The sequence below is a fragment of the Paracoccus broussonetiae genome (genome assembly GCF_031854425.1).
GTDB classification, from domain to species: Bacteria; Pseudomonadota; Alphaproteobacteria; order Rhodobacterales; family Rhodobacteraceae; genus Paracoccus; species Paracoccus broussonetiae.
The window spans coordinates 468,625-491,789 of sequence record NZ_JAVRQI010000001.1; the positions used below are offsets into that span (position 1 = coordinate 468,625).

Below are 23,165 nucleotides of genomic sequence, written 5' to 3' on the forward strand. Positions count from 1 at the left end.
GCAACGGAACCGCAAATCTGGAAGCTGCCGAGATGACCAAGGTCGAAATCTATACGACGCCCACCTGCCCCTATTGCATCGCAGCGAAGGCTCTGCTGACGCGCAAGGGCATCAGCTTTGAGGAAACCGATGTCAGCCGCGACCCCAGCCTGCGCGTCGCGATGACCCAGCGTGCCGGTGGTCGCCGCACCGTTCCGCAAATCTTCATCGGCGGTCAGCATGTGGGCGGCAGCGACGACATCCACCTGCTGGATCGGCAGGGCAAGCTGGACGAGCTGCTCGGCATCTCGGCATGACATCGGCGCCGCTTACGGCAGGGCTGGTGCAGCTTTGCGTCTCGGACGACCCCGAACGCAACCTGCCGCAGACGCGGGCGCTGATTCGCGAAGCGGCCGCGGGCGGTGCATCCCTTGTGCTGACGCCCGAGGCCACGAATCTGCTGAATGCCGACCGCGAGACCCAGGACCGCCTGCTGCGGACCGAGGCCGAGGACCTGACCCTGGCCGCCCTGCGTGAGGACGCGCGCGCGCTTGGGATCTGGCTGCTGATCGGGTCTCTGTCGCTGAAGACGGACGAGGACGGGGACGGGCGCTTTGCCAATCGAAGCTTTCTGGTCGCGCCCGATGGCGAAATAAGGGCGCGCTACGACAAGCTGCACATGTTCGACGTGACGGTCTCGGACACCGAGTCCTATCGAGAATCGCAGGCCTTCCGCCCCGGCGGGCGGGCGGTTCTGGCCGATGGTCCCTGGCCGCTGGGAATGAGCGTCTGCTATGACCTGCGCTTTCCCTATCTTTACCGCGATCTTGCACAGGCGGGGGCGACGGTCCTGACCGTTCCGGCGGCATTCAACGACACCACCGGTGCCGCCCACTGGGAGGTGCTGCTGCGCGCCCGCGCGATCGAGACGGGCAGTTATGTGCTGGCCCCGGCCCAGTCCGGCTTGCATGAAAGCCACCTGTCGCCCGGCCGCAAACCCCGGCGCAGCCACGGGCATTCTCTGGCCGTCGACCCCTGGGGCCGGGTGATCGCCGATGCCGGCACCGAACCCGGCGTGACGCTGGTTGCGCTTGACCCTGCCGAGGTTGTCGGGGCACGGTCCCGCATCCCCTCCCTGACCCATGACCGGGCCTATTCGGGACCATGAAAGAATGATGCCGAGCAAGATCGTGGAAAATCAGACGCTAAGCGCCGAGCCGTCCCCCGACGCGCTTGCCGCGAGCCTGTTTTCCGAGGTGTTCATCGCAGACCAGCTGGCCCGCGACCTGATCGGCAAGTCGCTGCCCAAAGGCATGCAGATCTCGCATTTCTCGGTGCTGAATCTGCTGGCCCATCTGGGGGTCGAACGCAGCCCGGCCGAACTGGCCGAGGCGTTCCACGTCACCCGCGGCGCGATGACCAATACGCTGTCCCGGCTGGAATGGGCCGGGCACATCCATATCCGCCCCGATTGGGACGACGCGCGGCGCAAATTCGTGTCGATCAGCCCGGCCGGTCGCGCGGCCCGCGACGCGGCGCTGGCCGCCTTCATGCCGCGCATCGCGGACGTCGTGCGCGATATCGGCTCGGACCGTGTCCGCGCCGCGCTGCCCGTCCTGCGCCTGCTGCGCCGCCAGCTTGAGGAAGCGCTGAGCCAGGACATGCGCTGACCGGTCGCGCCGCGACCGGTCATGGGTATTTGGAAAACGGTGAAATCGCTCAGGCCGTGCGCAGGGCCGTCATCGCATAGTTGACGGAAAGGTCGCGATGGGACAGCGACCAACTCCAACCGAGCGGGTTGAAGACCATGCCGCAGCGGTCGACGACCTCAAGCCCGGTCGCAATGGTCATCGTCGCAAGTTCGTCCGGCGTGATGAAGCGGTGCCAGTCATGGGTGCCCTTGGGCAGCCAGCGCATCACCCATTCCGCGCCGATGATCGCCGCGGCGAAGCTGCGCGCGGTCCGGTTCAGGGTCGACTGGATCAGCATTCCGCCGGGCCGCACCAAGTCGCGGCAGGTGGCGATGAATTCGGACGGCTCCGCGACATGCTCGACGATCTCAAGCGCCATGACCACGTCATAGCTTTTGCCCTCGGCCGCGAGCGCTTCCGAGGTGGTGGCGCGGTATTCGATCGGCAAGCCCTGCTCTTTTGCGTGAAGCGAGGCGATGGTGATGTTGCCCTCGGCCGCGTCGGCGCCGGTCACTGTTGCCCCCAACCGGGCCAGCGGCTCGGCCATCAGTCCGCCGCCGCAGCCGATGTCGAGGATCGAGATCCCTGCGAAAGGCTGTGCCGCGTCGCGGTCGCGCCCGAACTGTGCGGCGATCTGGGCTGTGACATAATCCAGCCGCGTCGGGTTCAGCATGTGCAGCGGCTTGAACTTGCCCTGAGGATCCCACCATTCGGCCGCCATGGCCTGAAACTTGGCGACCTCGGCCGGATCGATGCTGCTGGTTTGCTGTCTTTCTGTCATCTGGCCGTCCTTCGTATGGCGGGCGCCTGCGGGGCGTTATATAGTCGTCGCATGGACAGATTGGCAGGGCAAATCGGCGGCAATCCATCGCCAGGCAAGCTGCACCCGATGGTCGAGCCTTTCGACCAGCGCCAGATCGACGTTGGCGACGGCCATGTCCTTCATGTCGAGCAAAGCGGCAATCCGCGCGGCGTCCCGGTCATCGTCCTGCACGGCGGTCCCGGCGGCGGATGCAGCCCCTATATGCGGCGTTTCTTCGATCCGCGGCACTATCGCGCGATCCTGTTCGATCAGCGCGGCTGCGGGCGTTCGCGCCCCCATGCCGAGGTGCGGGCGAACACGACCCAGCATCTTGTTGCCGATATCGAGCGGATCCGCACGGAACTGGGGATCGAGCGAGCGATCCTGTTCGGCGGGAGCTGGGGGGCGACACTGGCCCTGACCTATGCCGAAGCGCATCCCGACTCGGTTCTGGCCCTTGTCCTGCGGGGCGTGTTCCTGGGCCGGCGGGCCGAATTGGACTGGTTCTACGGTGGCGGCGTCGCGCGCTTCTTTCCCGACCGCTGGGCCGAGTTCCAGAAGCCCATCCCCGAGGCTGAACGCGACGACATGATCATCGCCTATCATCGCCGCCTGTTCAGCGGCGATCGCGGGCAGGAGATCCGATATTCCCTGCCCTGGCTTCAGTGGGAAAACGCGCTGGCGGGGCTTGAGATCTCGGGGGCGGGCCATGCGCCGCCGGATTATGCCCGCGCCTTCGCCCGGCTGGAAAACCACTATTTCGCGCATGGCTGCTTTCTTGAGGAAGGGCAGCTTCTGCGTGACCGGCACCGGATCGAGCACCTGCCCGCCTTCATCGTTCAGGGGCGCTACGACATGGTTTGCCCACCCCAGACCGCGTGGGAGCTGGCGCAGGACTGGCCCTTGGCCGACCTGCGGCTGGTTCCCGCCTCTGGCCATGCGCTGAGCGAGCCGCGAATCGCTACGGAACTCGTCCGGGTGATGGATGGTTTGCGTGATGCGGCGCAAGAAGGCGGCCGCGTCGCCTGACGGTGCGAGATGATCTTTCTAAGCCTGATTCTGGCCTGTGCCGCCGCGGCGGCGACCGGCATCCTGTTTCCGCCCGGCGCCTGGTATGACGGACTGCGCAAGCCGTCCTTCACCCCACCACGCTGGGTCTTTCCAGTGGCATGGACCACGCTTTATCTGCTGATCGCCTGGGCCGGGGCGCGTCTGGCCGTTCTTCCGGGCGCGGGCCTGGCGATGGGGCTGTGGGCTGCGCAGGTCGCGCTCAACACCTTGTGGACGCCCGTGTTTTTCGGTGCGCACCGGACAGGTGCAGCCATGGCGGTCATAGCGCTGCTTTGGCTGGTCGTCACGGCGCTGGTCGTGCAGGCCTTTGGTCTGGATATCTGGACGGGGGTGATGCTGCTGCCATATCTGGGCTGGCTGACATTGGCCTCGGCACTGAATTTCAGCATCTGGCAGAACAATCGCTAAGCCCCATTCCCGACAGATGCGCGGCTTTTCCTTGCAATTCGCGATTTGGCGGCCTATATGACGCTCAACAGCGGCGCAGGTGTCCAAAGCCTGCCCACCGATAAGATGTGCGGGCCGCTCAGGCCCGCTTTTTGTTTTTGGGATAGCGATCATGACCGACCTCATCGCCAAGACAGCCATTGACCGACGCATTGCCGAGATCATTTCTCCGGTCATCGAGGATCTGGGTTTCGAACTGGTCCGCCTGCGCCTGCAGGGCGGAAAGACTGCCACGCTGCAGATCATGGCCGACCGGCCGGATGGCGGCATCAATGTTGATGACTGCGCCGATATCTCGACCGCCGTCAGCGCGGTTCTGGATGTCGAGGATCCGCTGGAGGATGCCTATCATCTGGAAGTGTCCAGCCCCGGCATCGACCGGCCGCTGACGCGGATGAAGGATTTCGCGACCTTCGAGGGTTACGAGGCGCGGCTGGAAACCAACCAGCCCATCGACGGACGCAAGCGCTTCAAGGGCGTCCTGGCCGGGATCGAGGGTGACGAGGTCCTGCTGAACATCGAAGAGGCGGGCGAGGTCCAGACAATCGGGCTGAATTTCGACTGGCTTTCGGATGCGAAACTGGTCCTGACGGACGAACTGATCGCCGAGATGCTTCGGCAAAAGAAGGAAGCGGGCGTGCAGATCGAGAATCTGGACGAAACCGACTTTGACGAGATCGAAACGGAATCCGGCGAGACCAACGCCGACGCCAAGGAGTGAGGAATGGCCATCACCTCTGCCAACCAGCTTGAGCTTCTCCAGACCGCCGAGGCGGTCGCGCGGGAGAAGATGATCGACCCCGATCTGGTGATCGAGGCGATGGAGGACAGCTTGGCCCGAGCCGCGAAGTCGCGCTACGGCAGCGAGATGGACATCCGCGTCCACATCGACCGCAAGACAGGCAACGCCACCTTCACCCGCGTCCGCACCGTGGTCGAGGATGACGCCGTCGAGAACTATCAGGCGCAGCTGACCGTCAAGCAGGCGCAGCCCTATCTGGACAATCCCCAGATCGGCGACGAGATCGTGGATCAGGTCCCCCCGGTCGAACTGGGCCGGATCGCTGCGCAATCGGCCAAGCAGGTGATCCTGCAACGCGTCCGCGAAGCCGAGCGTGACCGCCAATACGAGGAATTCAAGGACCGCGCCGGCACCATCATCAACGGTGTCGTCAAGCGCGAGGAATATGGCAACATCATCGTCGATGTCGGCCGTGGCGAGGCGATCCTGCGCCGCAACGAAAAGATCGGCCGCGAAAGCTATCGTCCGAACGACCGCATCCGCGCCTATGTCAAGGACGTGCGCCGCGAAAGCCGTGGCCCGCAGATCTTCCTGTCGCGCACCGACCCGCAGTTCATGGCCGAACTGTTCAAGATGGAAGTGCCCGAGATCTATGACGGCGTGATCGAGATCAAGGCCTGCGCCCGCGATCCGGGGTCGCGCGCCAAAATCGCCGTGATTTCCTATGACAACTCGATCGACCCGGTCGGGGCCTGCGTCGGCATGCGCGGTTCGCGCGTTCAGGCCGTTGTCGGCGAACTTCAGGGCGAGAAGATCGACATCATTCCGTGGTCGGATGATCAGGCGACGTTCCTGGTGAACGCGCTGCAACCGGCCGAAGTCGCGAAAGTCGTGTTCGATGAAGACGCGTCGCGTATTGAAGTTGTCGTCCCCGATGAACAACTAAGCCTTGCGATCGGCCGTCGCGGCCAAAACGTGCGTCTGGCCTCGCAGCTGACGGGTCTGGATATCGACATCCTGACCGAGGAAGAGGAATCGAAGCGTCGTCAGGCCGAGTTCAACGCCCGGACGAAGCTGTTCGTCGACGCCCTGGATCTGGACGAGTTCTTCGCCCAGCTTCTGGTCGCCGAAGGCTTTACGAACCTCGAAGAGGTCGCCTATGTCGACCTTGACGAGCTGACCTCGATCGAAGGTGTGGACGAAGGCACGGCGGAAGAACTGCAAACCCGCGCCCGCGAGCATCTGGAAGCGGCCAACCGTACTGCGCTGGAAAATGCCCGCGCCTTGGGTGTCGAGGAAAGCCTGATCGAATTCGAAGGGCTGACCCCGCAGATGGTCGAGGCGCTGGCCAAGGACGGTGTGAAGACGCTGGAAGACTTCGCGACCTGCGCCGACTGGGAACTGGCTGGCGGCTGGACCACCGAAAACGGTCAACGCAAGAAGGACGAGGGCATTCTGGAGCCCTTCGACGTCTCGCTGGAAGAAGCGCAGAATCTGGTCATGACCGCCCGCGTGATGCTGGGCTGGGTCGATCCGACCGAACTGGAACCCGCTGCCGAAGTGGCCGGGGAAACCGAAGACAAGGAGGCCGGGGTGTAACGCCCCGGGAGGCAGATGACACGCGGGGGCCAGACAAAGGACCGCGAGACGCCCGAACGTCGCTGCATCGTGACGGGAGAAACCCAGCCAAAAGCTGGGTTGATCCGCTTTGTCGCGGGCCCCGATGGCGAAGTTATCCCGGATCTGGCCGAAAAGCTGCCAGGTCGCGGCTTCTGGGTCGTCTCGGATCGTGCGGCCTTGGACAAGGCAGCATCTAAGGGCTTGTTTTCGCGAGGGGCAAGGGCGCAAGTTTCGGCCCCTCCGGAACTGCTGGAATTGATTGAAGCCGGGCTTGCAAAGCGTGTGACGAACACGCTGTCGCTGGCTCGCAAAGCCGGTCGCGCCGTGGCCGGCTTCGAGAAGGTCAAGGACTGGCTGGCGAACGGCAAGGCAAAAGTCTTGCTGCAGGCCAGTGACGGATCGGACCGCGGCAAGGGCAAACTCTGGACCCCGCCCGGCGGGCGCTGGTTCGGCTGCCTGACCGCATCAGAATTGGGTTTGTCCTTTGGGCGCGATCATGTCATACACAGCGCGCTTGCGCCGGGGGGCCTGACCGACACGTTGATCAGGGACGCGAGCAGACTGACGGGTCTGCGCGGGCATGACGGCGGTGCATCCGCCGGGAAGGAATGAAAAGCGGAATGAGCGATACTGACGGAAAGAAACCCCTGGGTCTTGGCGGCGGCTCTGGTCGTTCGGGCCAGGTGAAGCAAAGCTTCAGCCACGGTCGGACCCATAATGTCGCGGTCGAGGTCAAGCGCAAGCGCGTTGTCGTGCCGGGAAAACCCGGTGCGGCAGGCGGTTCGCGTTCGGGCTCTCCCGCCGCCATTTCGGGCGACCCCTCGAAACGCCCTGCCGGTATTTCCGATGCCGAGATGGAGCGTCGCCTTGCCGCGCTGAAGGCCGCCAAGGCCCGCGAGGTCGAGGAAGCCGCCCAGCGTGTGGCCGAGGAAAAGGCCCGCGAGGAAGAACGCGAACGCCGCCGGCTTGAGCTGGAGGCGAAGGAGCGCGAAGAGCGCGAGCGCGTCGAAGCGCTTCGGCTGAAAGCCGAGGAAGACGAGCGCCGCGCCCGCGAATCCGAACTGCGCGCCCAGAAAAAGGCCGAGGTCACCAAACCGAAGCCCACCACCGAAGCGCGCCCCGCGCCTGCCGACCGTGCCGCGGCCGAAGCCGCTGCCGCGCGCGCCGAGACCAAGGGTGTCGTCGCGACCGCGCCGCGCAAGACGGAACGTGACCGCGATCCCCGCGGTGGCGCCGACGACCGCAACAACGATCGCAACAAGAACCGCGACGACAACCGCCGCACCGGCAAGCTGTCGCTGACCCAAGCTCTTGACGGCGAAGGCGGACGCCAGCGTTCGCTGGCCGCGATGAAGCGCAAGCAGGAGAAAGCCCGGCAGAAAGCCATGGGCGGACACCAGCGCGCCGAAAAGCAGGTCCGCGACGTCCAGCTGCCTGAAACCATCCTGGTTTCCGAACTGGCGAACCGGATGGCCGAGCGTACGCCCGATGTCATCAAATCGCTGATGCGCATGGGCATGATGGTCACCGCGAACCAGGCGGTCGATGCCGATACCGCGGAACTGGTGATCGACGAGTTCGGCCACCGCGCCGTGCGCGTCTCGGATGCCGATGTCGAACAGGTCATCGACCAGGTCGAGGACAAGGTCGAGGATCTGCAGTCGCGCCCGCCGGTCATCACGATCATGGGTCACGTCGACCACGGCAAGACCTCGCTTCTGGATGCCATCCGCAAGGCGAATGTCGTCTCGGGCGAAGCCGGCGGGATCACCCAGCATATCGGCGCCTATCAGGTGAAAACCGAATCCGGTTCGCTGCTGACCTTCCTTGATACGCCCGGCCACGCCGCGTTCACCTCGATGCGTGCCCGTGGCGCGCAGGTGACGGATATCGTCGTTCTGGTCGTCGCCGCCGATGACGCGGTCATGCCGCAGACGATCGAGGCGATCAACCACGCCAAGGCCGCCAAGGTGCCGATGATCATTGCGATCAACAAGGTCGACAAGCCGGGTGCGAACCCGCAGAAGGTCCGGACCGACCTGCTGCAGCACGAAGTCGTCGTCGAGGCGATGTCGGGCGAAGTGCAGGATGTCGAGGTTTCGGCCAAGACTGGCAAAGGCCTGGACCAACTGCTTGAAGCCATCGCGCTGCAGGCGGAGATCCTTGAACTGAAGGCCAACCCGGAACGCGCCGCGTCCGGCGCGGTGATCGAGGCGAAGCTCGACGTGGGCCGCGGCCCGGTCGCCACCGTCCTGGTCCAGAACGGCACCCTGAAGCGCGGCGACATCTTCGTCGTCGGCGAACAATGGGGCAAGGTGCGCGCGCTGATCAACGATCAGGGCGAGCGCGTCGAAGAAGCCGGTCCCTCGGTTCCCGTCGAGGTCCTGGGCCTGAACGGCACGCCCGAAGCGGGTGACGTCCTGAACGTCGTCTCGACTGAGGCACAGGCGCGCGAGATCGCGGATTACCGCGAGCAGGCCGCCAAGGACAAGCGCGCCGCTGCTGGTGCCGCCATCACGCTGGACCAGATGCTGGCCAAGGCAAAGGCGGACAAGAACGTCGCCGAACTGCCGGTCGTCGTCAAAGCCGACGTGCAGGGTTCCGCCGAGGCCATCGTCCAGGCACTGGAAAAGATCGGCAACGACGAAGTCCGCGTCCGCGTTCTGCATTATGGCGTCGGCGCGATCACCGAGTCGGATATCGGCCTTGCCGAGGCAAGCCAGGCGCCGGTCATCGGCTTCAACGTCCGGGCCAATGCTCCGGCGCGGAATGCCGCCAACCAGAAGGGCGTCGAGATCCGCTACTACTCGATCATCTACGACCTGATGGATGACATCAAGGCGGCGGCCTCGGGCCTGCTTTCGGCTGAGGTCCGCGAGACCTTCATCGGCTATGCCGAGATCCGCGAAGTCTTCCGCGTCACGGGCGTCGGCAACGTCGCCGGCTGCCTGGTCACCGAGGGTGTGGCCCGCCGTTCGGCAGGCGTCCGCCTGCTGCGCGACAACGTGGTCGTCCACGAAGGCACGCTGAAGACGCTGAAGCGCTTCAAGGACGAGGTCAAGGAAGTCCAGTCCGGCCAGGAATGTGGCATGGCATTCGAGAATTACGACGACATCCGCAAGGGTGACATCATCGAGATCTTCGAACGCGAGGAAGTGCAGCGTAAGCTGTAATTTCTACAGACATGACAATCGTGAAGGGGCGGATGCGGAGACGTGTTCGCCCTTTTCGATTCCGCGGCCACGGCAACGCGCCCGTGCCTGCGATGCAAAATTCGGCGGCTCCAAACGCGGACGGGGCCCCTTTCGGGACCCCGTCTTCGCGTTCATGGCACTGCTGTTTACCCGTTGGCTTATGCCGCGGTCGCCACCGGCTTGCCTTCGTAAGTCTTGGACCCGACGCGGACAACGATGTTGCCGTTCGGAACCTGCCGCTCGAAGACGCCTTGGACAGAAATACAGCTACCGATCGTAATCGTGCGAATCATATCCGGCTCTCTCTCTCCTACCCGTAATTTCATGATTGCCACAAAATCGTTAAGTCTTAACTAATTTTGTGTAACAGACCGGCAGAATGGAAAGACGCCGACCCGTTTGTTGTCGATAAGTCTCATATCCAGTCTCTGAGGACGGGAATCAACGGGATATCGGCCGGAGGCATGGGGTAATTGCACAAATTTTGCGATTTCACCCATGCGATGTTCTGTCCTTCTTGCGGGATGGGCACCCCTTCCCAGCGTCGGCAGGCGTAAAGCGGCATCAAAAGGTGGAATGTGTCATAGGTGTGGCTGGCAAATGACAGCGGCGCCAGGCAGGAGTCCCAGGTCTTGATGCCCAGTTCCTCCTCCAACTCGCGGATCAGCGCGACCTCGGGGGTCTCCCCCGCCTCGACCTTGCCGCCGGGAAACTCCCACAGGCCCGCGAGGGACTTGCCCTCGGGGCGCTGCGCCAGAAGAATGCGACCATCCTTGTCGATCAGGGCGACGGCCGCCACCAGCAGGATCTTCATGAACGGTAATCGGCGTTGATGTCGATATAGCGATGGGTCAGATCGCAGGTCCAGACCGTGCGTTTCGCGCGGCCCAGCCCCAGGTCAACGCCGATCACAAGGTGATCGCGCTGCATATAGGCGCTGGCCTTGTCCTCGTCATAGGCCGGCGCGCGCCAGCCATTCTCGGCAAGGACCAGATCGCCGAAACGGATGGTCAGCTTGTCGCGGTCAGCCACGGCGCCGGACTTGCCGACGGCCATGACCACGCGACCCCAGTTCGCATCCTCACCCGCGATCGCGGTCTTGACGAGCGGCGAGTTCGCGATCGCCATGGCGACACGGTGGGCATCCTCGGGCGTCGCGGCGCGCGTGACGCGCACCTCGACGAACTTGGTCGCCCCCTCGCCGTCTTTCACGACCTGCTGGGCCAGATCCAGCATGACCTCTCCCAAGGCCTTGGTGAAGGCCCGCCCGGTGGCCGAGCGCAGCTCGGTAATGGGGGTCGCCGCGGATTTCCCCGTGGCCGCCACGATCAGCGCATCCGAGGTCGAGGTGTCGCTGTCCACGGTGATCGCGTTGAAGGTGCTTGCCAGCTGGCCGTTCAGCATCCGCTGCAACAGCGCCGGCGCGATCTTCGCATCGGTGAAGATATAGACCAGCATGGTCGCCATATCGGGCGCGATCATGCCCGAGCCCTTGGCAATACCGACGATGTTGATCTTGCCGCCCTCGCCCTCGAAGCTGGCGGTCGCGCCCTTCGGGAAGGTGTCTGTCGTCATGATCGCCCGCGCCGCCTCGGCCGCGCCATCGGCGCTGAGCCCGTTCGCAAGCTCGCTGATGACGGCGGTGATGCGGTCCGCCGGAAGCGGCTCGCCGATCACACCGGTCGAGGATGAGAAGACCCGGTCGCGGGGGATCGACAGCGCCGAAGCGACACTGCCGGTAACCTTGTCCACCGCCTCCTGGCCATTCCGGCCGGTAAAGGCGTTCGCGTTCCCCGAGTTCACGATGATCGCGGCGCCTTGCCCCACATCCTGCTTCAGCGCCAGCTTGGCCTGGCAGTCAAGGATGCTGGCCGCACGGGTCGACGACCGCGTGAAGGCCCCGGCAATGGCGGTGCCGCGCGCAAGACGCACCAACATCACGTCGGTGCGCCCCTGATATTTGACGCCCGCAGCGCCCGAGGCAAACTCGGCCCCGGCCACCAGCGGAAATTCGGGAAACTCCTCAGGCGCGAGCGGCGAGACGAGCTTTTCCTTTTTCTGCGGGGCCGGCTTTCCGACCGTCTGGGCAAGCGCGCGCGTTGCGGCCTCGACACGGGTCTCGGTCGGGGCTGCACCGCTTTCCGAAGTCTCCTGAAGCTTCTTCAGCTTCTTCTTCAGCTTCTTGAGCTTCTCGGCGTCGGAAATCTTCACCTTCTTCTCGGCCTTGGCCATGGATCACTCTCCCAGCAGATCGGTCTTGCCCAGCAGGTCCGGGCTCAGGCCCTCGGTCTTTTCGACCTTGGAGTCGGCGACGCGCTTCTCGATCTCGGCCTGGACCTTGTCACGGCGGACCTGAACGGCAAGCTGGTCCTTGACCTCTTCCATTTTCGGCGGCTGCACTTCGCGCTGGTCAAGCAGCTTGATGACATGCCAACCGAACTGGGTTTCGACCGGCGCCGAAACTTCGTCCTTTTTCAGGGTCTTCACTGCGTCCGAGAAGGGGGCGACCATCTGCTCGGGCTGGAACCAGCCCAGATCACCCTTGTTCGGGGCCGAGCCGGGATCGGTCGATTTCTCGGCCGCGATCGCGCCGAAATCACCGCCATCCTTCAGCTGCTTCTCGATCGCTTCTGCCTCTTCCTTGGTTTTCACCAGGATATGGGCAGCGTTGTATTCGGTCTTCGGCTCGGTCTGGCCGCCGAACACCTGGTCATAGGCGGCCTTCAGCTCGTCATCGGTCGGCTCGGCAGCAGCGACCTTTTCCAGAACCGAACCGGCCAGATAGGCACGGCGCTCAATCTCAAGCCCCGCCTGGTCACGCTTGCTCAGTTCCTTGCCGGCGGCCTGCGCGACCGCGGTCTGACGGATCATCTGGTCCAGCATCAGGTCCCAGACGGCGGTGTCGGGCAGGCCCTGAACGGCTTGCTCGTCAATGCCCTGACGCATCGCGATCAGCTGGCCTAGGGTGATTGCCTCATCATTGACCTTCGCGACGACCGTGTCGGCATCCTGGGCAAACGCGGGCGCCGAACCGAACGAGACGGCGACAAGGGCGGTGGCGGCAAGAAGCGATTTCAGCATCTGATTCCCTTTCCTGGGATTGGTTCATTTCCGGCACGTCTACATGACGCAAAACGGCGCAAGCGTTGACAGTCTGGCCTCCGACGCATACATCCGGCGCAACCGAAAATGCGCGCCCGTCGCCATTTTTCCGGCCCATGTGATAGGGCATGGCGAATGGTGGCGGCAAGTGGGCGGAACGTCCGGCGCTTCCACAGATACGCGATTTTGAAGGCTCACATGCTCGGCATCGGAAACTTGGCTAAACTGGTCTTTGGAACGCCCAACGACCGCAAGGTGAAATCTGTGCGCCCGCTGGTCGCCCAGATCAATGCTCTGGAAGAAAAATTCCGCGCGATGTCCGACGCGGAGCTGATCGCAAGGACGCGAGATTTGCAGGGTCGTGCCCAGGGTGGAGAGGATCTGGACAAGCTTCTGCCCGAAGCTTTCGCCAACTGCCGCGAAGGTGCCCGCCGTGCACTTGGCCTGCGCGCTTTCGATACGCAGCTGATGGGCGGGATCTTCCTGCACCAGGGAAACATCGCCGAAATGAAGACGGGCGAGGGCAAGACCCTTGTCGCGACCTTCCCCGCCTATCTGAACGCGCTGGCGGGCAAGGGCGTCCATGTCGTCACCGTCAACGATTACCTCGCAAAGCGTGACGCCGAATGGATGGGCAAGGTCTTCCGCCATCTCGGCCTGACCACTGGTGTCGTCTATCCCTTCCAGCCCGACGAGGAAAAGCGGCAGGCCTATCAGGCCGACGTGACCTATGCCACGAACAACGAGCTGGGCTTCGACTACCTGCGCGACAACATGAAGGGCTCGATCGACCAGATGGTCCAGCGCGGCCACTTCTTCGCGATCGTCGACGAAGTCGATTCGATCTTGGTCGACGAGGCCCGCACGCCGCTGATCATCTCGGGCCCATCGCAGGACCGCAGTGAGCTTTACAAGACGCTCGATCATTTCATGCCCGAGCTGACTGAAGAACATTACAAGCTGGACGAGAAGACCCGGAACGCGACCTTCACCGAGGAAGGCAACGAATATCTGGAAAAGCGCCTTCAGGCCGCTGGTGTCCTGCCTGAGGGCCAGACCCTCTATGACCCCGAATCGACCACGATCGTGCATCACGCCAACCAGGCGATGCGCGCGCACAAGCTGTTCCATCGTGACCAGCAATACATCGTCCGCGATGACGAGATCGTGCTGATCGACGAGTTCACCGGCCGCATGATGAAGGGCCGCCGCCTGTCCGACGGCCTGCACCAGGCGATCGAGGCCAAGGAAGGCGTCCAGATCCAGCCCGAGAACGTCACGCTGGCCTCGGTCACCTTCCAGAACTACTTCCGCCTGTATTCGAAGCTGGGCGGCATGACCGGCACCGCCGCCACCGAGGCAGACGAATTCGCCGAGATCTACAAGCTGGGCGTCGTCGAGGTTCCCACGAACCGCCCGATCCAGCGGATCGACGAACATGACCGCGTCTATCGCACCGCGGCCGAAAAATATTCCGCCGTGCTCGAAGCGATCAAGGAAGCCCATGCCAAGGGCCAGCCGATCCTGGTCGGCACCACCTCGATCGAGAAATCCGAGATGCTGTCGCAGATGATGACCCAGGCGGGCATCGTCCATAACGTCCTGAACGCACGCCAGCACGAGCAGGAGGCGAAGATCGTCGCCGACGCCGGCAAGCTGGGCGCCGTCACCATCGCCACCAACATGGCCGGCCGCGGCACCGACATCCAGCTGGGCGGCAATGTCGAGATGAAGGTGATGGAGGCGCTGGCCGCCGATCCCGAGGCCCATCCCGACGAATTGCGCGCCCGGATCGAGGCCGAGCACGCGAACGACAAGCAGGTGGTTCTGGACGCGGGCGGGCTGTTCGTCCTTGCGACCGAACGCCACGAAAGCCGCCGCATCGACAACCAGCTGCGGGGCCGCTCGGGCCGCCAGGGCGACCCCGGCCGTTCGCTGTTCTTCCTGTCGCTGGAAGACGACCTGATGCGCATCTTCGGGTCTGAGCGCCTGGATAAGGTGCTTTCGACGCTGGGCATGAAGGATGGCGAGGCAATCATCCACCCCTGGGTCAACAAGTCGCTTGAGCGCGCGCAGGCCAAGGTCGAAGGCCGCAACTTCGACATCCGCAAGCAGCTGCTGAAATTCGATGATGTGATGAACGACCAGCGCAAGGCGATCTTCAGCCAGCGCCTCGAGATCATGCATACCGAAGAAGTGGCCGAGGTCGCTGCCGACATGCGCGCGCAGGTCATCGACGACATGGTCGACGAATTCCTGCCGCCGCGCTCCTATGCCGAGCAGTGGAAGATCGACGGCCTGAAGGACGCGATCATCGAACGGCTGAACATGGACCTTCCCGTCAAGGAATGGGCCGCCGAAGATGGCGTCGACCATGACACTATGCGCGAACGCATCCAGCAGGCCACCGACGCCTATATGGCGCAGAAGGCCGAGCAGTTCGGCGAAGACAACATGCGCCAGATCGAAAAGCAGGTCCTGCTGCAACAGATCGATTCGAAGTGGCGCGACCACCTTATCACGCTGGAACACCTGCGTTCGGTCGTGGGCTTCCGCGGCTATGCGCAGCGCGACCCGCTTTCGGAATACAAGACCGAGGGGTTCCAGCTGTTTGAAACCATGCTGGACGGGCTGCGCTATGACGTGACCCAGCAACTTGCCCGCATCCGCCCGCTGACCGATGCCGAGCGCGAAGAGATGCTGCGCGACTATCAGCGCCAGCAGGCTGCCGCCCAGGCCGAGATGCAGCCGGTGCATGAGGAGGCCGAAGGCGGAGAGATCTCCGCCCGCGTCGCCGGCTTTGACGAGACCGACCCCACCACCTGGGGCGACCCGGCGCGGAACGACCCCTGCCCCTGCGGCTCGGGCAAGAAGTTCAAGCACTGCCACGGCGTGCTGGCGTGATCGGGGGCCTTCGGGCCCCTTTTCACACCTCGCCGGACGCAAGGGGGCAACTCGCGACGCCTGCGACTTCACCGTTTCTCAAATACCCACTGCGCGACGCCCGGCGCCGCGCAGGACCCATCAGTCCGGAACCAGCATATATCCCATCCCGCGGACGGTCTGCAGGTAACGCGGCTCGCGGGGATCGGGCTCGATCTTGCGGCGCAATCGGGTGATCTGCACATCGATGGCGCGTTCCGAATTCTCGCCCGCATCCTCGGATGGACTGCGACCCATGTCCTCGATCAGTTCCGCGCGGCTGACGGGCTGGCGCGGAGTGTCGGCCAGGCGGCGCAGCAAGGCCTGTTCGGTGCCCGTCAGGCGCAGCGGCGCATCGCCCTGCCAAAGCTCGCCCTTGTCCGCGTCATAGCGCAGAGGTCCGATCGACAGGAACTTCGGGCCACGATTCTCGCTTGCCGGGACGCGACGCAGGATCGCGGCAATGCGCAGCAAAAGCTCGCGCGGTTCGAAGGGCTTGGCAAGATAGTCGTCGGCCCCACTTTCCAGCCCCGAAATCCGGTCCTCGATCTCTCCCTTTGCGGTCAGCAGCAGGATCGGCGTCTGCGCGCGCTTGCGCAGGTCGCGAGTCAGGGAAAAGCCGTCCTCGCCCGGCATCATCACGTCAAGGACGATCAGGTCGAAATCCAGCCCCGACAGCAGCCGACGCGCATGGGCGGCGTCCCGCGCCGTCGTGACCAGGAAGTCGTTGCGCATCAGGAACCGGCGCAGAAGGCTGCGGATGCGTTCGTCGTCATCGACGACCAGGATATGGGCGGAGATCGGGTCAGGATTGCTCATTGGGATTCGGGCAGGTCCTTCATAGACTTGAACTGCCGCAGCGTATCACGGTCCATCATTGCCTCAAGCACCTGCCGGAACCCCGCGACTGCCTGCGGCCCGGCGTTGCGATAGGCGGCGCGCATCCGGGCGCGCTGGCTCTCGGACAGGCGCCGCTCCAGCGCATTTCCCTGCTCGGTCAGGAAAAGCTGCCTTTCGCGGCGATCGCGACGGCCGACCCGGCTTTCGACAAGCCCATCCTCGATCAGCGTGCGCAGCACCCGGTTCAGGGATTGCTTGGTCACGCCAAGCACGTCCAGAAGCGCCGTCACCGTCAGCCCCGCATCGCGGTTGATGAAATGCAGCGCGCGGTGATGGGCGCGGCCATAGTCCATATCCGACAGAATCAGATCCGGATCGGCCGTGAAGGCACGATAGGCGAAGAACATCGCCTCGATCCCGCGACGCAGTTGCTCATCGGTCAGGAACAGCAGGTTTTCGCCACCAACGGGCGCGATGCTGACTTTGTTCTGCATGGCTTCCCCATATTGCATGGCTCTTATTACGTCAGGCTTGTTGACTTTCCAATCACCAATGGATAGCGAAGACCCTGTGTTGCGCAACTTTATATGCGGATAATGGCAAAACAGCGCAACAATCCGAAAAACAGACCGGCCGGAGGAAGAACATGGCAGGCGCTTACGACGATCGTGATGGCAAAATCTGGATGGATGGCGAGCTTGTGGACTGGCGCGACGCCAAGGTGCACATCCTGACCCATGCTTTGCATTACGCAAGCTCGGTATTCGAGGGCGAGCGGTGCTATAGCGGCAAGATCTTCAAAGGCCACGAACATTCCCTGCGGCTGATTGAATCGGCTCGGCTGCTGGACATCGAATCGCCCTATACTGCGGAAGAAATCGACCGCGCCAAACAGGAAGTTCTGGACGCGAACGGCTTCACCGACGCCTACGTCCGCGTGGTGATGTGGCGCGGCTCGGGCTCGGACATGGGTGTCTCGGCGGCGCGCAACCCGGTTCGCATGGCGGTCGCCGCCTGGGAATGGGGCAGCTATTACGGGGACGCGAAATGGCAGGGCGCCAAGCTCGACATCGCGAAATGGAAGCGCCCCAGCCCCGAGACGATTCCGACCGCCGCCAAGGCCGCCGGCCTTTACATGATCTGCACCATGTCCAAGCACGCGGCCGAGGCCAAGGGCTGCTCGGACGCGCTGTTCATGGATTACCGCGGCTATGTCGCCGAGGCGACCGGCGCGAACGTCTTCTTCGTCAAGGATGGTGAGGTTCACACCCCGCTGGCCGACGCCTTCCTGAATGGGATCACGCGCCAGACCATCATCCAGCTGCTGAAGGACAAGGGCGTTGCCGTGCATGAACGCCACATCCTGCCGGAAGAGGTCTCGGGCTTCCAGGAGTGCTTCCTGACCGGAACCGCCGCCGAAGTGACCCCGGTCGCCCAGATCGGCGAGGACTGGCATTTCCAGATCGGCGAAGTCACCCGCGGCATCGCGGACGATTACGAAAAGCTCGTCCGCGCCTGATCGCGCACCAGACGTGAACGAAAGCGCCCGCGCCCGGAATGGGCGCGGCCGTCTTGCATTCTGGACTGGACCGGACCGGATTCAGGCGTTCTGCCCGCGCTCGATCCGCAGGAACTCGGCCATGCGGCGGCCGCCCCCGGCATCCTCCTGCTTGCGGCGGGTCAGAAGGCGCTGGATGGCGGGATGAATGGTCGCCTCGCGATCTTGCCGGGTAAAGTTCCGGATGCGACCCGCACCCGTCTCATGCTGTCTGTCTGCGATATGCCTGGTCATTGCCGAACCTCCGCTTTCGGGCGGAGGCATCGTAACACGGAACCAGCCCGCGATCACCCCTTCAGGCAGCCTTGATCCCCGGCGCGGCCGACAGGATCGCGTGCAGCGCGACCGGATCGTCATTGGCGCGCAGCTTGCCGCGCAGATCCTGGTCGCGCAGCGTCCGCGACACCAGCGCCAGTGCCTTCAGGTGATCGACACCCGAGTTCTTGGGGGCGAGCAGCGCAAAGATCAGGTCCACAGGCTGACGGTCGACCGCATCGAAATCCAGCGGCTTCTCCAGACGCAGAAACAAGCCGACGACCCGGTCCAGCCCGTGCAGCCTGGCATGAGGCAAGGCCACGCCGTGACCGACCCCGGTCGGACCCAGCGATTCTCGTTCCTGCAAGGCATCCAGCGTCTGCGCGGCATCGACGCCATAGATGCTTCGCGCCTGCTCGGCGATTTCCTGGAACAAACGCTTCTTGCTGGTGCTTTGCGTCATCGTCCGCACGGCGGAAGGTGAGAGAATGTCGCTGATCTGCATATCGCCCGAAATTGTCCAAGTCCCGGCCACGGATTTCGTGACCGGGACAATTCATTCAACCAGACTGCTCTTGCGGTCAGTCTAGCGCAAATTGCGGGGATCAATCCAGCCCACGTTGCCATCTTCACGGCGATGGACCACGTTGACGCCCCCATGTTTCTCATTGCGGAAAACCAGCAGCGGCGAACCGGCCAGCTCCATCTGCATCACCGCATCGCCGACGGAAAGCGTGGGAACGCGGGTCTCCATCTCGGCGATGATCATGGGTTGCAGGCCGTCTTCCTGGGATTCCCATTCGTCTTCATCGGCGGCCAGCACATACATGCCCGCCTGCTCGAAGGCAACCGGTTCAACCCGATCCTTGTGGTGATCCTTCAGCCGGCGCTTGTAGCGGCGCAGCTGCTTGTCCATCCGCTCCTTGCACTGTTCGAAAGCGGCATAGATCTCGGTCGAGGCCCCCTTGGCCTGCACGTTCAGCCCGGTCGACAGATGCACCACGGCGTCGCAGATGAATTCATGCGCATTGCGGGAAAAAATGACCGTCGCATCGGTCGGGCGCTGCGAATACTTGTCGATGGTCTCGCCCAGTTCGGTCTTAACATGCGTCGAGAGGGCATCTCCGACGTCGATTTGTTTTCCGCTGATCTGATAGCGCATGATGGTCCGTCCTTTCGGTTGCCCGGCCTAGACTTTACGCCGCCCGCGCGGTTTCGCCGTCCGGGTTGAAGACAGGCATCTTCGGGCCTGCCTTAAGGATCATTTGGTGATAGGGGAGCGGTCCTGTCAACGGGCGCGAATTGTCGCAGGCATCGACAGGCCCTCAGTTCATGCGGAAGCTTTCACCCAGATAGACGCGCCGGACCTGCGGATCGTCGACGATTTCGGCCGTGGTGCCGGATTTCAGCACATGCCCGTCATGCAGGATATAGGCGCGATCGACGATCTCCAGCGTCTCGCGGACGTTGTGATCGGTGATCAATACGCCGATTCCCCGGCTTTTCAGGTCGTGGACCAGCCCGCGGATTTCGCCGACAGCAATCGGGTCGACGCCCGCAAAGGGTTCATCCAGAAGCAGATAAGACGGGTTCGCCGCCAGGCAGCGCGCAATCTCGACCCGCCGCCGCTCACCGCCCGACAGGGCCATGGCCGGGGCCTTGCGCAGATGCTCGATCGAGAATTCGCCCAGCAGCGTCTCCAGCCGGTCGCGCCGATGATGGGCGTCGCGACAGACCAGCTCCAGCACCGCAGCAATGTTCTGTTCGACATTCAGGCCGCGAAAGATCGACATTTCCTGCGGAAGATAGCCGATGCCCATCTGCGCGCGCCGATACATGGGCAGAGCCGTCGCCTCAAGCCCGTCGATCGTCACCTGCCCCGAATCGGGCGCGACAAGGCCCGCGACACAGTAAAAGCAGGTCGTCTTGCCAGAGCCGTTCGGCCCCAGCAGCGCCACCACCTCGCCCCGCTCAAGGTCCAGCGCCACGTCGCGGATGACGGGGCGGCTGCGATAGGATTTGCGCAGTCCCCGGACGCGCAGTCCGCCGGCAAGGGAATCGGTCGAGGCGTTCATCTGTTCTGCTCCGGTTGCAGGACGCTGCGCACGCGGCCTGCGGCATTGGCGGTGCCGGTCGCAAGGTTCACCGTGACCGTCTCGCCGGTCAGCACGTTGCTGCCCTGCGTCAGCAGGACATCGCCGCGCAGCACGACATTGCCCGACTCGACATCGTAATCGGCGGTCTTCGCCTCGGCCGCGTCCTGCCCGCTGGCAAGGGTCACGTTGCCTTCCGCCTTCATAGCGCTGATCTTCTGTGCATTGTCCTGGGCATAGGTCACGGTGACGCGGTCGGCCGACAGCCGCATCGCGCCCTGCCCGATCAGCACATTGCCGGTAAAGACCGCAAGGCCGGTGCGCTGGTCGACCTGCAATGCATCGGCCGTTACCTCGACCGGCGCCTTCACGTCCTGAGCATTGCCGAATCCGGTCGTCTGCGCCGCTGCCAGCTGGGGCAGCAGGGCAGCCAGGGTCAGCGACAGAAGCAAGGGCAGCGGTCCTGGCCGGATCATCGGGTTTCCTTTCTGGCGCGAGGGCTTGGCCGAGCCAGATACCAGTCTGGCGGGTCGGGCAATCATGGCCGGTATATCAACCGGACTCCGCCCTTCAAATCAAGAACGTGATCGGCATCGCCGGGCGCAATCGGGCGCAGTTCCATTGCGCCGGCGGTCAGGTCGCCGAACGGGGCGCGAACATTCACCTCGCGATCAGCCGCCAGGGTGCCCTCGGTGGTCGAGGCATGGAACTCGGGTGCGGTCACGATCCAGCCTGCGGCCGTCGTCATCCGCACACCATCCTGCAGCGCGACCTGGTCGCCCTGAATGCGGGCAGTCCCGGCGCTGACATCCGCCGCCCGCCCGTCGGGCGCGCGCAGCGTCATGCGGACCGACCGGACCGAGCCCTGGTTCATCCCGGCGCCCGGCTCTGCCTCGGCCCCGGCGATCGTCAGCTGCGACCCGTTGGTCGTGACCCCGGTATAGGTCGGGTTGGTGATCGCCTGGCGCTCGGCCAGATCCTGCGGATCGACGGTCGCATAGGGAATGGTCGCATGCGGTTCTGGCTTGCGCCCCAAAAGGAACAGCACCGACAGAATCGCCAGCGCTGTCAGGGGCAGGATTACGCGCAGCCAGGCAACGATGCACGACCGCCGCATGTTCTAGACCATCCCTGTCCGCAGGAAATCGTGGATGTGCAGCAGCCCGGCAGGCTTCTGATCCTCAAGCACGAACAGGCTGGTGATCTTGCGCCCCTGCATCTCGGCCAAGGCGGTTTCCGCCAGGCTTTCGGGCGAGATCGTGCGCGGGTTGCGGGTCATGACCTCGCTGGCGCGGTGATCCAGCAGACCCTCCATGTGGCGCCGCAAGTCGCCGTCGGTGATGATGCCGCTAAGCCGCCCGTCAGGGTCCACGACGCCGGTGACGCCGAACCCCTTCTGGCTGATGACCAGCAGCGCATCCGACATCGGCGCGTCCTCGGCGACCAGCGGAATCTCGCGATGCATCATGTCGCCCACGCGCGACAGCCGCGCGCCCAGCTTACCACCGGGATGGAAGGTGCGGAAATGATCGGGGGTGAACTTGCGATGCTCCATCAGCGCGATCGCCAGCGCGTCGCCAAGCGCCATGGTCATCGTGGTCGAGGTGGTCGGAACGATGCCCGACCCGCAGGCCTCGGGCGCAGCAGGCAGGACCAACGCCACGTCCGACTGGCGCAAAAGCGTCGAATCGGCGCGGCTCGCCACCCCGATCAGCGGGATGTTGAACCGGCGGGTATGGGCGATCAGGTCGGCCAGCTCGGGCGTCTCGCCGCTGTTGGACAGGACCAGCGCGACGTCGCTTTCCGTCACCATGCCCAGATCGCCATGGCTCGCCTCGCCCGGGTGGACGAATTGCGCCGGGGTCCCGGTCGAGGCCAGAGTCGCCGCGATCTTGCGCCCGACATGGCCGGATTTCCCCATGCCCGAGACGATCACCCGCCCCTGCGCGGCAAGGATCAGTCCGATCGCATGATCGAAGCTGTCGCCAAGACTGTCGGACAGGGCCAGAAGGCCATCGGTTTCGGCCCGGATCACACGGCGGGCGGTATCAAGGTATGCGCTCATGGCCCTCACCTAGTGACGGAAAAGGTCGTTTTCATCCCCCCAGCCCATCAAGTCCAGATGGGCCCGGGCCGGAAGGAAATCGAAACAGGCCTGCGCAAGGCCCATCCGGCCCTCGCGCTCCAGCCGTTTTTCCAGTTCGGCCTTCAACCGGTGCAGGTGCAACACGTCCGATGCGGCATATTCAAGCTGGGCATCGGACAGCTGCTGCGCACCCCAGTCGCTGGTCTGCTGCTGCTTCGAGATGTCGACCCCGACCATCTCGCTCAGCAGGTATTTCAGCCCGTGCCGGTCGGTGAAGGTGCGGATCAGCTTCGACGCGATCTTGGTGCACCAGACGGGCGCGGTTACGACGCCGAAGGCCGCTTCCAGCGCGGCGATGTCGAAGCGTCCGAAATGGAACAGCTTCAGCACCTTCGGATCGGCCAGCAGCCGCACCAGGTTCGGCGCCTGACGCTGCCCGCGCGCGATCTGGACCAGATGGGCGGAACCGTCGCCCGAGGACAGCTGGACCAGACACAGGCGATCGCGCCGCATGTCCAGTCCCATGGTCTCGGTGTCGATGGCGACGGTGGCCCCCAGTTCCAGCCGGTCCGGCAGGTCATTCTGGTAAAGATGTATGCTCATGTCGGGATCCGGCTGTGGCGTGGCATGACTTGGCCCGAGGCTTACTCTCTTTTCCCCGCCTCACGCCACCCCCTTGCGTCCCGCGCGCCTGCGCCCGCCCCCATTCAGCCCATTCTTTCGCTGGCATAGCTTCCTGGCGATGCGGGGAAGACGACGGTCT

25 protein-coding genes are annotated in these 23,165 nt (G+C 64.0%); 11 read left to right on the forward strand and 14 right to left on the reverse strand.

Features of this window, described 5'->3' with window-relative positions:
- Nucleotides 1-32 precede the first annotated feature (32 nt).
- The 3 genes from grxC to RM190_RS02425 are packed head-to-tail and all read left to right on the forward strand — an operon-like array spanning nt 33 to nt 1,649.
- Nucleotides 33-296 (forward strand): glutaredoxin 3, encoded by a 264-nt coding sequence (gene grxC / locus RM190_RS02415; RefSeq protein ID WP_311757778.1) that lies wholly within the window; start codon nt 33-35, stop codon nt 294-296.
- Entirely contained in the window at nt 293-1,147 is an 855-nt protein-coding gene (locus tag RM190_RS02420) for a carbon-nitrogen hydrolase family protein (RefSeq protein WP_311757779.1), read from the forward strand. The genes grxC and RM190_RS02420 overlap by 4 nt, the downstream gene beginning before the upstream one ends.
- A 7-nt stretch (nt 1,148-1,154) precedes the next feature.
- Complete coding sequence (locus tag RM190_RS02425; RefSeq protein ID WP_311757780.1) at nt 1,155-1,649, forward strand: MarR family winged helix-turn-helix transcriptional regulator; 495 nt, start codon at nt 1,155-1,157, stop codon at nt 1,647-1,649.
- 49 nt (nt 1,650-1,698) lie between these two features.
- Here the strand turns inward: RM190_RS02425 and ubiG are convergent, their stop codons facing one another.
- Nucleotides 1,699-2,451: a bifunctional 2-polyprenyl-6-hydroxyphenol methylase/3-demethylubiquinol 3-O-methyltransferase UbiG gene (gene ubiG, locus RM190_RS02430; RefSeq protein ID WP_311757781.1), complete on the reverse strand. Its 753-nt coding sequence runs from the start codon at nt 2,449-2,451 to the stop codon at nt 1,699-1,701.
- A gap of 51 nt (nt 2,452-2,502) precedes the next feature.
- On the opposite strand from ubiG, the gene pip reads away from it, so the two are divergent.
- The 6 genes from pip (at nt 2,503) to infB (ending at nt 9,525) form a co-directional block, all read left to right on the forward strand.
- Nucleotides 2,503-3,501 (forward strand): prolyl aminopeptidase, encoded by a 999-nt coding sequence (pip, locus tag RM190_RS02435; RefSeq protein WP_311757782.1) that lies wholly within the window; start codon nt 2,503-2,505, stop codon nt 3,499-3,501.
- 9 nt (nt 3,502-3,510) lie between these two features.
- The gene (gene tspO, locus RM190_RS02440) at nt 3,511-3,951 is read left to right on the forward strand and encodes a tryptophan-rich sensory protein TspO (RefSeq protein ID WP_311757783.1); all 441 of its coding nucleotides are present in this window, start codon (nt 3,511-3,513) and stop codon (nt 3,949-3,951) included.
- A 151-nt stretch (nt 3,952-4,102) separates the two neighbouring features.
- Entirely contained in the window at nt 4,103-4,711 is a 609-nt protein-coding gene (gene rimP, locus RM190_RS02445; RefSeq protein WP_311757784.1) for a ribosome maturation factor RimP, read from the forward strand.
- Between the two features lie 3 nt (nt 4,712-4,714).
- A complete protein-coding gene (gene nusA, locus RM190_RS02450; RefSeq protein ID WP_311757785.1) occupies nt 4,715-6,331 on the forward strand; it encodes a transcription termination factor NusA in 1,617 nt (538 codons plus the stop codon).
- Between the two features lie 15 nt (nt 6,332-6,346).
- Nucleotides 6,347-6,964 carry an RNA-binding protein gene (locus tag RM190_RS02455; RefSeq protein ID WP_311757786.1) on the forward strand — a complete coding sequence of 206 codons (618 nt, stop codon included), beginning with the start codon at nt 6,347-6,349 and terminating at the stop codon, nt 6,962-6,964.
- Between the two features lie 8 nt (nt 6,965-6,972).
- Nucleotides 6,973-9,525, forward strand: coding sequence for a translation initiation factor IF-2 (gene infB, locus RM190_RS02460; RefSeq protein ID WP_311757787.1), 2,553 nt, complete (start codon nt 6,973-6,975; stop codon nt 9,523-9,525).
- Between the two features lie 436 nt (nt 9,526-9,961).
- On the opposite strand, the gene mutT is transcribed toward infB, so the two are convergent.
- The 3 genes from mutT to RM190_RS02475 are packed head-to-tail and all read right to left on the reverse strand — an operon-like array spanning nt 9,962 to nt 12,627.
- Nucleotides 9,962-10,360 (reverse strand): 8-oxo-dGTP diphosphatase MutT, encoded by a 399-nt coding sequence (gene mutT, locus RM190_RS02465; protein ID WP_311757788.1) that lies wholly within the window; start codon nt 10,358-10,360, stop codon nt 9,962-9,964.
- A complete protein-coding gene (gene argJ / locus RM190_RS02470) occupies nt 10,357-11,778 on the reverse strand; it encodes a bifunctional glutamate N-acetyltransferase/amino-acid acetyltransferase ArgJ (RefSeq protein ID WP_311757789.1) in 1,422 nt (473 codons plus the stop codon). The genes mutT and argJ overlap by 4 nt, the downstream gene beginning before the upstream one ends.
- Nucleotides 11,779-11,781: 3 nt before the next feature.
- Nucleotides 11,782-12,627, reverse strand: a complete 846-nt coding sequence (locus RM190_RS02475; protein ID WP_311757790.1) for a peptidylprolyl isomerase — start codon at nt 12,625-12,627, stop codon at nt 11,782-11,784.
- 219 nt (nt 12,628-12,846) lie between these two features.
- Between RM190_RS02475 and secA the strand changes: the two genes are divergently transcribed.
- On the forward strand, nt 12,847-15,552 hold the full coding sequence (gene secA / locus RM190_RS02480) for a preprotein translocase subunit SecA (protein WP_311757791.1): 2,706 nt from the start codon (nt 12,847-12,849) through the stop codon (nt 15,550-15,552).
- Nucleotides 15,553-15,672: 120 nt separating this feature from the next.
- On the opposite strand, the gene RM190_RS02485 is transcribed toward secA, so the two are convergent.
- Together RM190_RS02485 and RM190_RS02490 are read right to left on the reverse strand one after the other, a co-directional pair.
- Nucleotides 15,673-16,389: a response regulator gene (locus tag RM190_RS02485; protein WP_311757792.1), complete on the reverse strand. Its 717-nt coding sequence runs from the start codon at nt 16,387-16,389 to the stop codon at nt 15,673-15,675.
- Nucleotides 16,386-16,904 (reverse strand): MarR family winged helix-turn-helix transcriptional regulator, encoded by a 519-nt coding sequence (locus RM190_RS02490; RefSeq protein ID WP_311757793.1) that lies wholly within the window; start codon nt 16,902-16,904, stop codon nt 16,386-16,388. Before RM190_RS02490 ends, RM190_RS02485 begins: the two co-directional genes overlap by 4 nt.
- 152 nt (nt 16,905-17,056) lie before the next feature.
- Between RM190_RS02490 and RM190_RS02495 the strand changes: the two genes are divergently transcribed.
- Complete coding sequence (locus tag RM190_RS02495; protein ID WP_311757794.1) at nt 17,057-17,929, forward strand: branched-chain amino acid aminotransferase; 873 nt, start codon at nt 17,057-17,059, stop codon at nt 17,927-17,929.
- A gap of 81 nt (nt 17,930-18,010) precedes the next feature.
- Here the strand turns inward: RM190_RS02495 and RM190_RS02500 are convergent, their stop codons facing one another.
- The 8 genes from RM190_RS02500 to RM190_RS02535 form a co-directional block, all read right to left on the reverse strand.
- A complete protein-coding gene (locus RM190_RS02500) occupies nt 18,011-18,202 on the reverse strand; it encodes a hypothetical protein (protein WP_311757795.1) in 192 nt (63 codons plus the stop codon).
- Nucleotides 18,203-18,263: 61 nt separating this feature from the next.
- On the reverse strand, nt 18,264-18,728 hold the full coding sequence (locus RM190_RS02505; RefSeq protein ID WP_311757796.1) for a PTS sugar transporter subunit IIA: 465 nt from the start codon (nt 18,726-18,728) through the stop codon (nt 18,264-18,266).
- 81 nt (nt 18,729-18,809) lie between these two features.
- Entirely contained in the window at nt 18,810-19,385 is a 576-nt protein-coding gene (gene hpf, locus RM190_RS02510) for a ribosome hibernation-promoting factor, HPF/YfiA family (protein WP_311757797.1), read from the reverse strand.
- Between the two features lie 163 nt (nt 19,386-19,548).
- Nucleotides 19,549-20,298: an LPS export ABC transporter ATP-binding protein gene (gene lptB / locus RM190_RS02515; protein WP_311757798.1), complete on the reverse strand. Its 750-nt coding sequence runs from the start codon at nt 20,296-20,298 to the stop codon at nt 19,549-19,551.
- Nucleotides 20,295-20,792, reverse strand: a complete 498-nt coding sequence (lptA, locus tag RM190_RS02520) for a lipopolysaccharide transport periplasmic protein LptA (protein ID WP_311757799.1) — start codon at nt 20,790-20,792, stop codon at nt 20,295-20,297. Before lptA ends, lptB begins: the two co-directional genes overlap by 4 nt.
- A 62-nt stretch (nt 20,793-20,854) precedes the next feature.
- Nucleotides 20,855-21,433 carry an LPS export ABC transporter periplasmic protein LptC gene (gene lptC, locus RM190_RS02525; RefSeq protein ID WP_311757800.1) on the reverse strand — a complete coding sequence of 193 codons (579 nt, stop codon included), beginning with the start codon at nt 21,431-21,433 and terminating at the stop codon, nt 20,855-20,857.
- A 3-nt stretch (nt 21,434-21,436) separates the two neighbouring features.
- On the reverse strand, nt 21,437-22,381 hold the full coding sequence (locus RM190_RS02530) for a KpsF/GutQ family sugar-phosphate isomerase (protein WP_311757801.1): 945 nt from the start codon (nt 22,379-22,381) through the stop codon (nt 21,437-21,439).
- A gap of 9 nt (nt 22,382-22,390) precedes the next feature.
- Nucleotides 22,391-23,005: a ribonuclease D gene (locus tag RM190_RS02535; protein ID WP_311757802.1), complete on the reverse strand. Its 615-nt coding sequence runs from the start codon at nt 23,003-23,005 to the stop codon at nt 22,391-22,393.
- Between the last annotated feature and the right edge of the window lie 160 nt (nt 23,006-23,165).

Coding starts and splice junctions, on each gene's coding strand:
- grxC (WP_311757778.1), top strand. CDS start 33: ATGACCAAGGTCGAAATCTATACGACGCCCACCTGCCCCTATTGCATC.
- RM190_RS02420 (WP_311757779.1), top strand. CDS start 293: ATGACATCGGCGCCGCTTACGGCAGGGCTGGTGCAGCTTTGCGTCTCG.
- RM190_RS02425 (WP_311757780.1), top strand. CDS start 1,155: ATGCCGAGCAAGATCGTGGAAAATCAGACGCTAAGCGCCGAGCCGTCC.
- ubiG (WP_311757781.1), bottom strand. CDS start 2,451: ATGACAGAAAGACAGCAAACCAGCAGCATCGATCCGGCCGAGGTCGCC.
- pip (WP_311757782.1), top strand. CDS start 2,503: ATGGACAGATTGGCAGGGCAAATCGGCGGCAATCCATCGCCAGGCAAG.
- tspO (WP_311757783.1), top strand. CDS start 3,511: ATGATCTTTCTAAGCCTGATTCTGGCCTGTGCCGCCGCGGCGGCGACC.
- rimP (WP_311757784.1), top strand. CDS start 4,103: ATGACCGACCTCATCGCCAAGACAGCCATTGACCGACGCATTGCCGAG.
- nusA (WP_311757785.1), top strand. CDS start 4,715: ATGGCCATCACCTCTGCCAACCAGCTTGAGCTTCTCCAGACCGCCGAG.
- RM190_RS02455 (WP_311757786.1), top strand. CDS start 6,347: ATGACACGCGGGGGCCAGACAAAGGACCGCGAGACGCCCGAACGTCGC.
- infB (WP_311757787.1), top strand. CDS start 6,973: ATGAGCGATACTGACGGAAAGAAACCCCTGGGTCTTGGCGGCGGCTCT.
- mutT (WP_311757788.1), bottom strand. CDS start 10,360: ATGAAGATCCTGCTGGTGGCGGCCGTCGCCCTGATCGACAAGGATGGT.
- argJ (WP_311757789.1), bottom strand. CDS start 11,778: ATGGCCAAGGCCGAGAAGAAGGTGAAGATTTCCGACGCCGAGAAGCTC.
- RM190_RS02475 (WP_311757790.1), bottom strand. CDS start 12,627: ATGCTGAAATCGCTTCTTGCCGCCACCGCCCTTGTCGCCGTCTCGTTC.
- secA (WP_311757791.1), top strand. CDS start 12,847: ATGCTCGGCATCGGAAACTTGGCTAAACTGGTCTTTGGAACGCCCAAC.
- RM190_RS02485 (WP_311757792.1), bottom strand. CDS start 16,389: ATGAGCAATCCTGACCCGATCTCCGCCCATATCCTGGTCGTCGATGAC.
- RM190_RS02490 (WP_311757793.1), bottom strand. CDS start 16,904: ATGCAGAACAAAGTCAGCATCGCGCCCGTTGGTGGCGAAAACCTGCTG.
- RM190_RS02495 (WP_311757794.1), top strand. CDS start 17,057: ATGGCAGGCGCTTACGACGATCGTGATGGCAAAATCTGGATGGATGGC.
- RM190_RS02500 (WP_311757795.1), bottom strand. CDS start 18,202: ATGACCAGGCATATCGCAGACAGACAGCATGAGACGGGTGCGGGTCGC.
- RM190_RS02505 (WP_311757796.1), bottom strand. CDS start 18,728: ATGCAGATCAGCGACATTCTCTCACCTTCCGCCGTGCGGACGATGACG.
- hpf (WP_311757797.1), bottom strand. CDS start 19,385: ATGCGCTATCAGATCAGCGGAAAACAAATCGACGTCGGAGATGCCCTC.
- lptB (WP_311757798.1), bottom strand. CDS start 20,298: ATGAACGCCTCGACCGATTCCCTTGCCGGCGGACTGCGCGTCCGGGGA.
- lptA (WP_311757799.1), bottom strand. CDS start 20,792: ATGATCCGGCCAGGACCGCTGCCCTTGCTTCTGTCGCTGACCCTGGCT.
- lptC (WP_311757800.1), bottom strand. CDS start 21,433: ATGCGGCGGTCGTGCATCGTTGCCTGGCTGCGCGTAATCCTGCCCCTG.
- RM190_RS02530 (WP_311757801.1), bottom strand. CDS start 22,381: ATGAGCGCATACCTTGATACCGCCCGCCGTGTGATCCGGGCCGAAACC.
- RM190_RS02535 (WP_311757802.1), bottom strand. CDS start 23,005: ATGAGCATACATCTTTACCAGAATGACCTGCCGGACCGGCTGGAACTG.